This is a genomic window from Nonomuraea deserti (genome assembly GCF_004348685.1).
GTDB lineage: Bacteria > Actinomycetota > Actinomycetes > Streptosporangiales > Streptosporangiaceae > Nonomuraea > Nonomuraea deserti.
Window position 1 is genome coordinate 1 of record NZ_SMKO01000244.1, and the last position, 13,526, is coordinate 13,526.

Consider the following 13,526-nt stretch of genomic DNA (forward strand, 5'->3'; position numbering starts at 1 on the left):
CTCTCCAAAAAAGGTCTGAACCCAACTAAATAAAGGAATCCGTCAAAACCGACCATGTCGGTCGACGGGGTTGTGCATCATGCACTGGCTTTTAACACACTGTTGAGTTCTCAAGAAACGCACGCGTCCATCCTCACCAAAACCCCGAACCCGGGATCCTCGCTCAGAGGCGTTCATTTCGTTGTGTCTTAACTCTTCCAGCCGTTCAAGTCTCTGTCAAATTGACCGGACCTGCACAACCTGCGGGAATTAAGCGCCGCCCCCTTTCGGAGACAACCCCTCTAACTTACCAGCCCGTCCGAACTGATGCGAAGTCATGCCGGACGACCTTGAAGGTAGTGGGATTTGCCGGGCATCTCCGAGGCTCCGAGGAACCTCCAGACCGCCCTGCGCGAAGCAACTCTAGCAGCCTGTGGCGCCTGCTTCGGCCCACTGAGGTAATCGGATGGTTCTTCCCTTGCCAGCGGACGCCCAAACCTCGCCGATGAACTCCCCTGGCGACGTCGCGGCGCAAGCCGACGGCAAGCCATCCGCAATCGCCTGCCGGTACGAATGTACCTACGAGCAGACTGCGCTCTCGGAGGTGTCCGCCATGACCCGCTCGGAGTTCGACGACATCCGCGCCTTCCTCGCCGATGAGACGACCCAAGCCGGAGACCTGCTGAGCATCGCCAGGATGCTGATCGACGACCTCGAGCAGTCCCGCATGCGCGAGGCCATCCTGCGCACCCACTACCTGCGCCTGCTGACGTCCGCACGGGCGACCGTGGCCGCCGACGCCACGCACGCGCCGGATCCCATGGCGTTCCTCAAGCACGAGCTGGCCGAACACGGCCAGTTGCCTCAGGGCGACGAGACGGTGCAACGCGTCCTTGCCGACGCCACGACAGCGGCCGCGCTGCTCGCGTGCCTGGAGGAGTCACCTCAGCGGCTCCGTCGGCGCGGCGTGCGCCTGCGGCGCTGCGTCGGTACGGGCAGGACGCTCCCCCGCTGAGCCGACCCGCCAAAAGGGCCCCGCCGCGGTGACCCGATGACGACTCCCGGCATACCCGCCATTGGCGGACCGGCTGCAAGACTGCACATATGTGGCAGCGAGGGCTGAACTGGGCAGCAATCCTCCTCGTCGGGATATTCGGCCTGATGTGGGTCGGCATCGTTGTTTACGCCGACCACTTCTCGTCCCTGTGGATGCGCGTCGTGCAGGTCGTCTTCGGGTTTGTGCTACTCGGCTGGGCCGTGCAGAAGGCGATCCAGATGATCAATAAGGCCTGAGCGCCATGGACGACAACCTCTACGAGATCGGCCAGGACATGGGGGACGACCTCCAGCTGTCGATCATCGACATGTACCGCGATCGGCTGCCCTATCTGCACCGCGTCACCGAGATCGACGACGAGGTCTCACGGGGCATCTCGCGTTGGGTCAGTGAAGAGGACCTCCGGGACTCCGACACGTACGTGAACCCGCTCGACGAGCCGGACGCCTACGCGGACCCGGAAGAGTGGAACCGGTGACCCCCGGCCGGCTCAAGGCTGGTACGGCGGCGCCACTCCCCACCCCCAGCTGGGCACGGGCGCCTGCGGCGGAGGCTCCGCGCCCGGCTGGGAGTTCTGTACGGCCAGCCGGTTGCCCCACTCGATGTAGCCGGCGAACGCCGCCCTGAACTCCGGATCGTCCGGCAACCCCACCTCGTCGGCAGCGTCCATGAGCAGGCTGACCCACCTGCGGCGTTGCGGCTCCGTGATCGCCTTGCCCAGGTGATGGCGGAGCATGTTGGGGTATCCGCCGCGCTCCTTGGTGTACCGGTCGGCGCCACCGAAGACCTCGCTGAGCCACATCGCCACATATTTCGGATGATCGGCGTCCATGTCTGCGAACAGTGGCCCGATCAGGTCGTCTTTGACGACACTGCGGTAGAAACGTCTCGGTCAACCGCTCGAGGGCGTCGACTCCGCCGGCCTATTCGTAGATCGTGGGAAGTGCCTCCTCAGACATGTAATGATGTAATCACATGAGTGGACAACGAGACCAGGCTGGGCGGTGAACATTTCGGGAGAAACGAAAAAGTCCCCGGCCACCGGGTGATCCGGCGACCGAGGACTTTCTTTGGTAGCGGGGACAGGATTTGAACCTGCGACCTCTGGGTTATGAGCCCAGCGAGCTACCGAACTGCTCCACCCCGCGTCGTCGTGCTTTATAAGCGTATCGGCGGCGCGGGGTGGGCGCAAATTGATTGCGCTAAGAGGTGTCTCCCGCCTGTGATCCGGAGGGTGACGGGGCGACTGACGGCGGCGCTGAGGCCGGCGGCGAGCTGGTGCCTGTGGGCGTCGCAGACGGCGTGGCCGACGGTGAAGGGCTCGGCGTGCCCGTGGGCGCCGGCTCTTGCTTGTTGGCCCCTTCCAGCGTCTTCAGGGCCTCCTCCAGCCGCTTCTGGGCGTCGCCGTAGGCGTCCCAGTCGGGCGGGCTCGCCTGCAGGGCCTTCTGCGCGTCGTCGTACGCCTTCTTCGCGTTGGCGATCGCCGAGTTGAGCGCCGTGTTGGCCTGGTTGGGCTGGGTTTGTTGCTCGTTCTGCTGTTGCTGTTGCTGTTGCTCGCCGCCGAAGACCTCCTGCAGCGCCTCCTCCAGCGTGCGGGCCACACCGATCTTGGAGCCGAACGACACCAGGATGCGCTGCAGGATCGGGTATGGCTCCTGGCCGCCGCCCGCGGCCACCTGGATGTAGACCGGTTCGACGTAGACCAGGCCGCCCGCGTACGGGAGCGTCAGCAGGTTGCCGTAACGCACCGAGGACGCACCGACTCCCAGCAGGTTGAGCTCACCCGCGAACCGGCTCTGGAAGGCGTTCTGCGCCTGGCCGGGGCCCGGGATGGGCGTGCTGGACGGCATGCGGAGGATGCGCATCCGGCCGTATCCGGAGCCTGACGACGAGTCGACCGCCATGAACGCCGCCAGGTTGGGCCCCTGCCGCGGCACGAAGGTCGTCGTCAGCGAGAACGTCGGCGAGCCGCCCGGCATCGTGGTGGTCAGGTAGTAGGGCGGCTGCTTGACGTTCTGCTCGCCCTGCGTCGGGTCGTTGGGGACGTTCCAGAAGTCCTGGCCGCTGTAGAAGGCGGCGGGGTCGGTGATGTGGTAGCGCGAGAGCGTGTAGCGCTGCACCTTGAACAGGTCTTCCGGGTAGCGCACGTGGCCGCGCAGGTCGGCGCTCATCTCCGAGGCCGGGCGGATGACGCCCGGGAAGGCGTTGCTCCAGGTCTTGAGCACCGGGTCGTTGTTGTCCCAGGCGTAGAGCTTGACCGTGCCGTCGTAGGCGTCGACCGTGGCCTTGACGGAGTTGCGGATGTAGTTGATCTGGTCGCGCGGCTGCTGGGCGATCACACGACGGTCGGTGGACGTGTCGCGCGTCATGTCGCCGAGGCTCTCGCTCTGAGAGTAGGGGTAGTCGTTGGACGTCGTGTAACCGTCGAGGATCCAGGTGACACGCCCATCGATGATCGCCGGGTAGGGGTTGCCGTCGAGCGTGAGGAACGGCGCGACCTGCTCGACCCTGTCACGCGGGTGACGGACGTAGAGGATCTTGGAGTTGTCGTTGATGTCGCCCGACAGCAGGATGTTCGCCTCGCTGTACTTGGCGGCGTAGACGAGCCGGTTGATGAACGAGCCGACGGGCACTCCGCCCTTGCCGGTGTATGTGGTGTTCTTCTGGCCCGTGCCGCCCGTCTCCGGGTAGTCGAGCTCCTGCGGGTTGTTGGGGTTGCCGCCGGCGATGACGTATTCGGAGGACGAGGGGTCCTCGCCGAAGTAGATGCGCGATTCCTTGAGCTTGGCGCTGTTCACCAGCGGGCCCGTGACCGGCATGTCCTTGGCGTCGTAGGCGGGCAGACCGCTGGAGTCGACCTGGTTGCCGGGCGCGGCGACGAAGCCGTAGCCGTGGGTGTAGACCAGGGCCCGGTTGATCCAGTTGTTCTGGTCCTGCGGCGGGCTGGTCAGCTCGCGCACGCCGACGATGTGGTCGGTCAGCTTGCCCGTGTTGTCGGGATAGCGGTCGACGTCGAGCGTGTCGGCGAAGCTGTAGAAGCCGCGGATGCGCTGGGTCTGCTCGTACGTCGAGGACACGAGCGCCGGATCGAGCAGCCGCACGCCGGAGACCGAGGCGTCGCCGTTGGTGTCGACCTTGGCCGGGTCTGCCTGGGCGTTGTAGGTCTCGACCTCGGTCTTGTCGACGTTGTACGCCTCTCGCGTGGCCTGGATGTTGCGCTGGATGTAAGGGGACTCCTTACCCTGCTGGTTGGGCTTGACCTGGAACTGCTCGACCAGCGCCGGGTAGACGCCGCCGATCAGGATGGCCGAGAGCACGAGCAGGCCCGCGGAGACCCCGGGCAGCATGCCGCCGGGCCGGAACACGCCGGCGAAGAACAGGGCGGCACAGATCAGGGCGATGATCGCGAGGATGGTCTTGGCCGGCAGGACGGCGTTGACGTCGGTGTAGGAGGCGCCGTGCACGAATCCGCGGTCGGAGAAGACCAGGCCGTAGCGGTCGACGAAGTAGGCGACGGCCTTGAGCAGCAGGAAGGAGCCCAGCAGCACGGACAGGTGCGTGCGGGCGGCCCTGGAGGCGTGGACGCCGGGCGACTGCAGGCGGAACCCGCCGTAGAGGTAGTGGGTGATCGCCGCGAGGATGATGGAGATGATCACCGCGGTGAACAGGAAGTTGAGCCCCATCCGGATGAACGGATAGTCGAACATGAAGAACGAGATGTCCTTCTTGAACAGCGGGTCCAGCTTGCCGAACGCCTCGCCGTTGATGAACTTCAGCCACGTCTGCCACTGGCCGGCGAACGAGGAGCCGGAGAAGAGCGCGAGCAGCCCCATGCCGACGATGAAGATGAGTTTGCGGTGGGGGTCGAGCGCCATGCGGTAGCGGTCGGCGCCGCTGCTCCCGCCGAACACCGCGGGCCCGAACATCGGCCGCATCCGGAAGGCCAGCAACATGTTGCCGCCGGCGATGCCGACCATCAGCGCCGCTCCGACCAGGAACAGCACGATCTTGGTCAGCAGCACCGTGGTGAAGACCGACGTGTAGTTCGTCGCGTCGAACCACAGGTAGTCGGTGTAAAAACCAGAGAAGAGAAAGAACAGGGCAACGATCACCACAAGGGCGATCGCCACAGGCAGAAGCAGTCGCGGTCGGCGGGGCAAGCGCATCGCCCTGCCGGCTCCTGGGGTCCGGAAGCTCAAGGCCAACCCCTCGTCGTCATGAAAATCGGTCCGTGACTGGCAACCTACACCGCTGTGCCAGCCCTACGACTAACGCACGGGCCTTGCCGAAAGTTTCATCCAGCGTCACAAGCGGGCACGTTGCCCTTACCCGTGCGCAGCGCGTCCAGCGCCAGCACCGCGTTGTGGAGAGTGTCGGCCTTGACCAGGCGGAGACCGTCGGGGACGGCTTTCATGGCCTCGGCGCAGTTGTCGGCGGGCGTCAGGAAGACGGTGGCGCCCGAATCCTTCGCCCCGACCATCTTCTGGGCGATGCCGCCGATCGCCCCGACCTCGCCCGTCGGCTGGATGGTGCCGGTGCCGGCGATCCGCTTGCCCCCGGTGAGCTCGCCAGGGGTGAGCTTGTCGAGTATGCCGAGCGAGAACATCAGCCCGGCACTGGGCCCGCCGACGTCGCCCACGTTGATGTCGACGTCGAAGGGGAACTTGTACTTGGCCTGCATCAGCACGCCCACCAGGGTCTGCCCCTCCGGGCCCGCGATCGTCGGCACGGTGACGTCGAGCTTTTCCTTGCCCCTGGTGACGTTGAAGACGACGCTCTCGCCCGGCTTGTGGGCCTTGACCGCGTCACCCACGACGTCGACGTTTTTCGCCGGCTTGCCGTCGACGGAGTTGATCTCGTCGTCCTTGCGCAGCTTGCCCTCGGCGGGCTTGCCCTTTTCCGTGGACACGACCGTCACGACCATGCTGTAGGGGATCTTGAGCTCGTTGAGCGCGGCGGCGGTGGCCGAGTCTTGGGAGTTGGACATCTCGACCGTGTTTTCCTCCTCGACCTCCTTGGGGTCACGGTCGGGAGCGAAGATGGTCTCCTGCGGCACCACCGCGACGGTCGGGTCGATCCAGCCGCGCAACGCGGTCAGCAGGTCGATCTGGGCGGCGGGACCGCCCTGGTAGGCGACCGTGACCAGGCTCAGCGCGCCCTTGGTCGCATAGGTCTGCCGGCCCTTGACCGAGATCACGGGCTTCTTGTCGACCTCGCCGATGGTGTTCTCCGTCGGGCCGGGGCTCAGCACGACGTAGGGGACCTCCTGGAACGCGCCCACCACGCCGAGAGCGAGCACGAGGAACCCCGACAGCAGCAGGGTCAGGGCGCGTCGTGACATGGTGGAAAGCCTATTCGCCGGCACCGACCCATTCGGTCTCGCCGTCGGCGAATGACTGGTGTTTCCAGATCGGGACGTGCGCCTTCAGATCGTCGATCAGCCGGCGCGAGGCCTGGAACGCCTCGTCACGATGGGGCGCGGCCACCGCGACGATCACGGCCGTGTCGCCCAGCGCCAAGTCGCCCACACGGTGGACGGCGGCCAGCGCCGTCACGGGGAAGTCGGCGGCCACCTTCTCGGCCACCTGCCGCAGCTCGGCCTCGGCCGAGGGGTGCGCCGAATAGGAGAGCCGGGTCACCGGCTTTCCGTGGTCCTGCTCGCGGACGGTGCCCACGAAGATCGTGGTGCCGCCGGCGGCGTGGTCGCCCACGGCGGCCAGCACCTCGTCCACGGACAGCGGGGTCTCACGAATGCCGAGCAACCGGATGACGTCCACGGAAAGAGACTACCAACAAGAAACCTGCCCGCTGGCCTGCCGCTCCAATGTCGTGCCTGGTCAGGCACGTTGCAGCAGATCACCTGGGAGTTTTCCCACCGCTTTCACTGGCGCCTCTTCTTTCGCACCTGGCGGACGATCGCGGCGGTGCCGATCACGGCGACGGTGGCGCCGGCGGCGGTGAGCGTCGCCTCCTTGACGGGCAGGCGCCTGCCTACCACGGTCGTCCTGTTCTCGCGCAGCTCCAGGAGCTGCTCGAACGCCGCCTCGTTGGTCCACGCCGGTTTCCAGCCCGCCTCGCGCAGCGCCGTGCAGTCGACCACCCACGGGTAGACGACGTAGTGCAGGTCGGTCGCGGGCGCCGGGGTGATGCCGAGCCGGTGCAGGCGCTGCGCCGTGCCGAACGTCAACCCCGCGGGCAGCTCGAACCTGCGGATGCCGGACATCTCCTCGACCTGCTCCTGCTCCATCCACCCGTCGCACCCGACCGCCACCACGCCCGTGACGGCTCCGCGCGCCGCCAGCTCCAGCGCCGAGAGCAGGTCGTCGATGTGGCAGAACTGCCAGTGAGGGCTGCAGCCCTTCACGGTCAGCAGCCTGGGCGACTCGAAGTGACGGGTGATCACCGTGTCGACGCCGGGGCCGACCACCGCGGCCGGGCGCAGCACGGTCACCTCGAGGCCGGGATGGCTGCGCAGCGACCTGCGTACGAGCGACTCGATCTCCAGGAAGTCGCCGACGACGCCGGTGTCGGGCTCTGCCGTGACCGGGGCGTCCTCGGGCAGGGGCACCTCGTTGTCGGGCGCGGCGCCGTACACCATCGCGCTCGTGACCAGCACCACGCGGCGGACGCGCGCCGCGGCGCAGGCCGTCAGCACGGTCTGGGCGGCGCGCAGGTTGTACGCGCGCCGCTCGCCGGGGTCGGAGTCGACGGTGTAGTCGCCGGCCAGATGAACGAGGACGTCGATGTCGGAGATGCGGTTCGCCAAGAGCGGATCTCGTACGTCGAGCACTCTCCAGGTGGCCTCACCGACGTCGCCGCGCTGCTCGTCAATGGCCACCACCCTGCGGAAATCCGCGGAGGATACGAGCCTAGCGAGCAGCTCGCGGCCGAGGCCGGAGGCCGCGCCGGTGACGGCTACGACGGGTTGACGCGGGCGTTTCGAGGTAGGCACCAGGTCCTCACTTTGCACTGATCCGCCGTAGGACGACTAACGTGGCGGATGTGGACTCCTCCATCCTGCACGAGGTAGAGCGGTGACTGACCTGCCAGGTCGCGAAAACGACCCTAACGAGAACCCGTTCGCCATGTTCGGCAACCCTGAGCAGATGGCTCAGGCGATGCGCCAGTTCGCCGACATGTTGTCGGCGCCGCAGGGTTCAGGCCCTGTCAACTGGGACATGGCCAAGAACATCGCCCGGCACTCCGTGGCCGCCGAGGGCGATCCGAGCGTCATGGAAGGCGAGCGCCGGCAGATCGTCGAGGCGCTCAGCCTGGCCGACCTGTGGCTGAACGAAGCGACGACGCTGCCCAGCGGCGTGTCCAAGCCGCAGGCCTGGAGCCGGTCCGAGTGGATCGAGAACACGATCCCGATCTGGCGAAAGCTTTGCGAGCCCATCGCCGAACGCATGGTCGAGACCATGGGCGGCGCGCTCGGGGGCTCGGGGCTGCCTCCCGAGGCCCAGCAGATGGCCGGGCCGCTGATGGGCATGCTCAAGCAGATGGGCGGCATGATGGTCGGCCAGCAGATCGGGCAGGCGATCGGCTCGCTGGCCCGCGAGGTGGTCGGCACCACAGACATCGGGCTGCCCCTGTCCGACACGGCCGCGCTGCTGCCCGGCGGCATCGCGTCGTTCAGCGAGGGCCTCGAAGTGCCGTCCGACGAGATCAGGCTCTACCTGGCGCTGCGTGAGGCCGCGCACCACCGGCTGTTCCAGCATGTCCCGTGGTTGCGCTCGCACCTGCTCGGCGCGGTCGAGGAATACGCCAGGGGCATCACCGTCGACACCTCCGCCCTCGAAGAGCAGATCCGCGGTCTCGACATCAACAACCCCGAGGCCATCCAGGAGGCGCTCAGCGGGGGCAACCTGCTCAAGCCCGAGGAGACCGAGCGGCAGAAGGCCGCCCTGGCGCGGCTGGAGACCATGCTCGCCCTGGTCGAGGGCTGGGTGGCCACCGTGGTCGACCAGGCCGCCCAGGGCAAGCTGCCCTCCGCCGTGGCCCTGGCGGAGACCGTGCGCAGGCGGCGCGCCACCGGCGGTCCCGCCGAGCTCACGTTCGGCACCCTCGTGGGGCTGGAGCTGCGGCCCAGGCGCTTGCGCGAGGCGGCCGCGCTGTGGCGCGCGCTGGAGAGCGAGCGGGGGGTCGACGGGCGCGACGGCCTGTGGTCACACCCCGACCTGATGCCGACGGCCGCCGACCTCGACGACCCCGAGGCGTTCGTACGCGGCGAGCAGGCCTGGGACATCTCCCAGCTGGAGGCCAAGCCGGACGACGAGGGTGAGGACGGCAGGAGTTGAGCCTGCACGGCGACGCCGTGGCGGTGCTGTCCGGCTGGACGGCGCCCACGCCCGAGGAAGAGGCGCTGCGCACGGAGTTCCTCGAGCACCTTCGCACCCACGACGACGCGATGATGCGCGCCTGCGTGCCGGGGCATCTGACGGCGACGACGGCCGTGCTGTCGCACGACGGCTCCCAGGTGCTGCTCACCCTGCATCCGAAGGCCAAGATGTGGCTGCCGATGGGTGGCCACTGTGAGATCTCCGACGTGTCGCTCGCCGACGCGGCGCTGCGGGAGGCATGGGAGGAGTCGGGGATCTCCGGGCTCGAGTTGCTTCCCGGGCCGCTCGCCGTCGACAAGCACGTCGTGTGGTGCCATCCGCCGCACAGCTGGCATCTCGACGTCGAGTACGCGGCCGTGGCCCCCGAGGGGGCCGAGGCCGTGATCAGCGAGGAGTCGCTCGACCTGCGCTGGTTCCCTGTCGACGAGATCCCCGAGCTGTCCGACGAGGCGACGCGGCGACTGGCCGCGCGCGGACGGGACGCGCTCGGCTCGCGAGCACTTGGCTAGAGTCCTCTTGGGTCGTTCCAAAGGGGGCTTGCGTGGAGACTTCCGCCGTCGGCGGCACGATCGTGGTGCCGGAACGCAAACGGCGCAGATTTCCGGCGACGGCGTTCACCTGGCTGGCCGTGACCCCGTTCGCCGCCTGGGCCCTCGCCAGGGTGGCCGGACTGGAGCGCGGGTCACTGCCCACGCAGCTCATGACCGCGACCCCGTACGCGGCGGCGGGCTCGCTGATCCCCCTGCTGATCGCCGCGGTCGGGCGCAAGCGAGCCGCGACCGCCGTCGCGCTGCTCGCCACGACCGCACTCGGCTTCAGCGTGCTGCCCAGGGCGCTGGGCACCGCGGACGCCACGGCGGGCCGGCCGCTCAAGGTCATGACGATCAACATGTTGTTCGGCAGGGCCGACGTGGCGACGATCATGCGGCTCGTACGGGAGTTCGGCCCCGACGTGCTGAGCACGCAGGAGCTGACGCCAGGGGCCGTCTCCGACCTGGACGCGGCCGGGCTCAAGGAGATCATGCCGCACCGGGTGCTGGAAGCCGAGTGGAGCGCCGGGGGCAGCGGGCTCTACTCGAAGTACCCGATGCAGGAGCTGCCCGACGTGATGCCGCAGATCGGGCACCGCATGCCGGCCGCGCTGGTCTCGGTGCCCGGCGGTGCGCCGATCGAGTTCGTCGACGCGCATCCCTATCCGCCGCTAGGCCGTAATTACGCCGACTGGAACGAGGCGTTGGCGGCGTTCCCCTCCGCCTCGCGCGAGCGGGTGCGGATCCTGGCGGGCGACTTCAACGCCTCCATCGACCACGCGCCCATGCGCTCGTTGCTGGCTCGCGGCTACAAAGACGCGGCCGACCAGGTGGGGGCCGGCCTGATCCCCACGTGGCCGGCCAACAAGCGGGTGCCGCCGATCATCACCATCGATCACGTGCTGGTCGACCAGCGGGTCGGGGTCAAGGAGGTCAGCGTGCACGACGTGCCGGGCACCGACCATCGTGCCCTGCTGGCCGAGCTCACCGTGCCCTGAGTCAGCGCGCCGCGATCAGGGCTCGCGTGTTGTCCCAGCCTTCGAGGCCGGGGTCGAGGCCTTCGACGTCGTCGCGGGTGCGCAGGCGGTGCCAGCCTGGGGTGGTGGCGACCCTGCGCGGCCCAGGAGCCTGGGCGCGCAACGTGGCCACCACGTCGGCGTCGTCGAGGTCGGGGTCGGCCCAGCCGGGTGCGGGAAGCGCGCAGGCCAGTGCCACGGCTCCGCCGCGCTCCGCCGGGCAGATCGTGATCTCGGCCCTGCCCAGCTCCCTGAACAACTTCCCGACCAGCAGCGGAGGAAGATCAGGGGCGTCCGCGGCGATCACGGCGGCCTGGTCGGCGTCCAGGCGGGCGAGGATGCTCTTCAGCGGCTCGTCCTCGTCGATCACGATGACCTCGGTGCCCGGCCAGACGATCTCGTCGAGCTCGGGCACGCTGGTGATCAGGACCGGGGTGACGAGCTCCAGCCCGGCGACCATCTCGTAGGTGTCTTCCGCCATCGCCTCGAGGAAAACCGCCGGGTCGACGCCCGGGGGCGCCGCCTGCGACATGCGTCGTCGTGCCAGGACCGCGGCTATGCGCGTCAACACTCCTCCGGTGCCGTGTGGGCCGCGGCGGAGAATCCCTCAAGGAACCCGCGCGCCCGCTCCGCCTTCGGATACTGTTCTACCAGCGCCCAGAACTTGGGGCCATGGCTGGGCACCAGCAGGTGCACCAGCTCGTGGATGATCACGTAGTTGATGACCCATTCTGGCAGGCCCTTGATCCGGGTCGAGATCCTGATCGTGCCGTTCTCCGGGGTGCACGAGCCCCACCGGTGCTGCTGGTTGTCGACCCAGCGCACGCTCACGGGGTCGGGCTTGCCGTCGAGATATCTGGCCGACAGCTCCTTGGCCCGCTCGAGCAGAGCCTCGTCCGTCGGCCGTCGCCGGCGCTCTTTCGCGGCCAGCCGATCCAGCATCCGGCTCACCCATTCATCCGCGTCTTCGCCGCTCAGCCAGGCGGGCAGGAGCACGATCGTCTTGTCACCGTCGCGGTAGGCGGAGACCGTACGCCTGCGACGAGAACTGCGACGAACCTCGACTGTCTCGGGGGGCACATATGCACGGTAGCCGAGACTGACGAAATTCCACAGAGGGTGGACGTTGTTTCTGCTGGTCAGATGATTAAGAGCCGGTGAATTTGGGCACGCGCCTTTCCCGATGCGCCGCCAGGCCCTCGATCATGTCGGACGATGCCATGGTCACCGGCTGTGCCAGGGATTCCCACCTCAACGCGGCTTCCAGGTCCTGATGGTCTTGGTTCAGGGCTACTTTCGTGAGTCTTGTGGCTATGGGTGCGTTCTTCGCGATCTTCCCGGCGATGGACCGTACTTCCGACATAAGGTCATCTTTCGGGAAAGATTCATTTACTAGCCCTTTAACCGATGCTTCCGCACCTGTCACCGTACGGCCGGCCAGGAGCATCTCCCGCGCCAGGCCTGTGCCCGCCCTTCTGGGCAGCAAATACGTGGCCGCCATACCGGGATGAAGGCCGAGCGACGTGAACGGGGCCAGCAGTTTGGCGTCGTCGGCGGCGTACACGAGGTCACAGGCCAGCGCCACGCACAGACCCGCGCCGACGGCGGGGCCGTTGACTGCGGCGACCGTGGGGACCTCGAGCTCGGTGACCATGAGCCAGGTGCGGTAGAAGTCGAGCATGCGGTCGCGCAACAACGGCACGGCCTCCGCGCCGCGATCGCCGATCCACGACAGGTCGCCGCCGGAGGAGAACGCGGTGCCCGCCCCGGTGATCACGACGCAGCGGACGTCGCGGTCCTTGGCCAGCGACGACATCGTCGCGCGCCATTGGGCGGTCATGGCGTCGGTCATCGCGTTGCGCATGTCGGGGCGATTGAGGGTGACGAGGACGACTCCGTCGTCATGGTGATCAACCAGGAGCTCGGTCATGCCGGGAAGCGTAACCCGGGTGATCCCCACGCCCGTACTGGCCCCACGCTCCTCCTTGATCCCCACGCCCGTACCGTCTCCACGCCCGCGCCGCCGGACCGGGCGGTTCTGCTTCGGAACGAACTCCCGGGGGACAGGTCGAAGCGGCGGGTTGTCCACAGTCGCTCCGGCAGGTCCGTGGTTATCCACAGCCACCGAGGAATCCGTACGGGATCTTGCCGTCGCGTGCGAGCCTTCCCGCCATGAGGCCACGTGTGAAGCCCGCCCTCCGGCGCATCATCCGCGACGAGCACACCCTCCAGCTCGGTGTGCACCCCCTCAGGGCCGTCATGCTGAGCGGGCTGACCCGCCAGGTCCGCGCATGGATCGAGAGTCTCGACGGCACCCGCGACCTGGAGCGGGTTCTGCGCGAGGCGGCCCGCGCAGGTCTCGAAGAAGACCGAGCCCGTTCCCTGCTCGACCAGCTCGTCCTGGAAGGAGCACTCCACGACGCCTCCGCAGGCCCTGGCGCCCTGCGTGACCTCCCGCTGGCCGAGCGAGACCGATTGCGGCCGGATCTCGACGCCCTCGATCTGGCCTCGACCTCGCCGGAAGGCGGGATCGCAGTGCTGGAGCGGCGCAGGGACAGGCGGGTGCGGGTCTATGGCTGTCTCTTATACAACTCTGACGCTGCCG

14 protein-coding genes, 1 tRNA gene and 1 pseudogene are annotated in these 13,526 nt (G+C 67.8%); 7 read left to right on the top strand and 9 right to left on the bottom strand.

Going from position 1 to position 13,526, the window contains the following annotated elements; genetic code table 11:
* The first annotated feature begins 592 nt into the window (after window positions 1-592).
* The 3 genes from E1292_RS45280 (at window position 593) to E1292_RS45290 (ending at window position 1,514) form a co-directional block, all read left to right on the top strand.
* The gene (locus tag E1292_RS45280) at window positions 593-994 is read left to right on the top strand and encodes a hypothetical protein (protein ID WP_132605978.1); all 402 of its coding nucleotides are present in this window, start codon (window positions 593-595) and stop codon (window positions 992-994) included.
* A gap of 89 nt (window positions 995-1,083) precedes the next feature.
* Window positions 1,084-1,272 (top strand): hypothetical protein, encoded by a 189-nt coding sequence (locus E1292_RS45285; RefSeq protein WP_132605979.1) that lies wholly within the window; start codon window positions 1,084-1,086, stop codon window positions 1,270-1,272.
* A gap of 5 nt (window positions 1,273-1,277) precedes the next feature.
* A complete protein-coding gene (locus E1292_RS45290; protein ID WP_132605980.1) occupies window positions 1,278-1,514 on the top strand; it encodes a hypothetical protein in 237 nt (78 codons plus the stop codon).
* A gap of 12 nt (window positions 1,515-1,526) precedes the next feature.
* Here the strand turns inward: E1292_RS45290 and E1292_RS45295 are convergent, their stop codons facing one another.
* The 6 genes from E1292_RS45295 to E1292_RS45320 form a co-directional block, all read right to left on the bottom strand.
* A complete protein-coding gene (locus tag E1292_RS45295) occupies window positions 1,527-1,868 on the bottom strand; it encodes a group II truncated hemoglobin (protein WP_246090806.1) in 342 nt (113 codons plus the stop codon).
* A 239-nt stretch (window positions 1,869-2,107) separates the two neighbouring features.
* A tRNA-Met gene (locus E1292_RS45300) sits at window positions 2,108-2,184 on the bottom strand.
* A 54-nt stretch (window positions 2,185-2,238) separates the two neighbouring features.
* Window positions 2,239-5,166 (bottom strand): UPF0182 family membrane protein, encoded by a 2,928-nt coding sequence (locus tag E1292_RS45305; RefSeq protein ID WP_439331954.1) that lies wholly within the window; start codon window positions 5,164-5,166, stop codon window positions 2,239-2,241.
* Between the two features lie 164 nt (window positions 5,167-5,330).
* Window positions 5,331-6,377, bottom strand: a complete 1,047-nt coding sequence (locus tag E1292_RS45310; protein ID WP_132605982.1) for a YlbL family protein — start codon at window positions 6,375-6,377, stop codon at window positions 5,331-5,333.
* Window positions 6,378-6,387: 10 nt separating this feature from the next.
* On the bottom strand, window positions 6,388-6,813 hold the full coding sequence (locus E1292_RS45315) for a molybdenum cofactor biosynthesis protein MoaE (RefSeq protein WP_132605983.1): 426 nt from the start codon (window positions 6,811-6,813) through the stop codon (window positions 6,388-6,390).
* 104 nt (window positions 6,814-6,917) lie between these two features.
* A complete protein-coding gene (locus tag E1292_RS45320; protein WP_132605988.1) occupies window positions 6,918-7,991 on the bottom strand; it encodes an NAD-dependent epimerase/dehydratase family protein in 1,074 nt (357 codons plus the stop codon).
* Between the two features lie 130 nt (window positions 7,992-8,121).
* On the opposite strand from E1292_RS45320, the gene E1292_RS45325 reads away from it, so the two are divergent.
* The 3 genes from E1292_RS45325 to E1292_RS45335 are packed head-to-tail and all read left to right on the top strand — an operon-like array spanning window position 8,122 to window position 10,903.
* Window positions 8,122-9,333, top strand: a complete 1,212-nt coding sequence (locus tag E1292_RS45325) for a zinc-dependent metalloprotease (RefSeq protein ID WP_132605989.1) — start codon at window positions 8,122-8,124, stop codon at window positions 9,331-9,333.
* Window positions 9,330-9,884 carry an NUDIX hydrolase gene (locus E1292_RS45330; protein ID WP_132605984.1) on the top strand — a complete coding sequence of 185 codons (555 nt, stop codon included), beginning with the start codon at window positions 9,330-9,332 and terminating at the stop codon, window positions 9,882-9,884. The genes E1292_RS45325 and E1292_RS45330 overlap by 4 nt, the downstream gene beginning before the upstream one ends.
* A gap of 32 nt (window positions 9,885-9,916) precedes the next feature.
* The gene (locus E1292_RS45335) at window positions 9,917-10,903 is read left to right on the top strand and encodes an endonuclease/exonuclease/phosphatase family protein (protein WP_132605985.1); all 987 of its coding nucleotides are present in this window, start codon (window positions 9,917-9,919) and stop codon (window positions 10,901-10,903) included.
* A 1-nt stretch (window position 10,904) separates the two neighbouring features.
* Here E1292_RS45335 and E1292_RS45340 read toward each other — a convergent pair whose 3' ends face one another.
* The 3 genes from E1292_RS45340 to E1292_RS45350 form a co-directional block, all read right to left on the bottom strand.
* The gene (locus E1292_RS45340) at window positions 10,905-11,489 is read right to left on the bottom strand and encodes a glycosyltransferase family protein (protein WP_132605986.1); all 585 of its coding nucleotides are present in this window, start codon (window positions 11,487-11,489) and stop codon (window positions 10,905-10,907) included.
* A complete protein-coding gene (locus E1292_RS45345; RefSeq protein ID WP_220447382.1) occupies window positions 11,486-12,001 on the bottom strand; it encodes a M48 metallopeptidase family protein in 516 nt (171 codons plus the stop codon). The genes E1292_RS45340 and E1292_RS45345 overlap by 4 nt, the downstream gene beginning before the upstream one ends.
* A 67-nt stretch (window positions 12,002-12,068) precedes the next feature.
* The gene (locus E1292_RS45350) at window positions 12,069-12,851 is read right to left on the bottom strand and encodes an enoyl-CoA hydratase/isomerase family protein (RefSeq protein WP_132605987.1); all 783 of its coding nucleotides are present in this window, start codon (window positions 12,849-12,851) and stop codon (window positions 12,069-12,071) included.
* 242 nt (window positions 12,852-13,093) lie between these two features.
* Between E1292_RS45350 and E1292_RS45355 the strand changes: the two are divergent.
* A pseudogene (locus E1292_RS45355) lies at window positions 13,094-13,526 on the top strand (ThiF family adenylyltransferase); the annotation flags it as partial.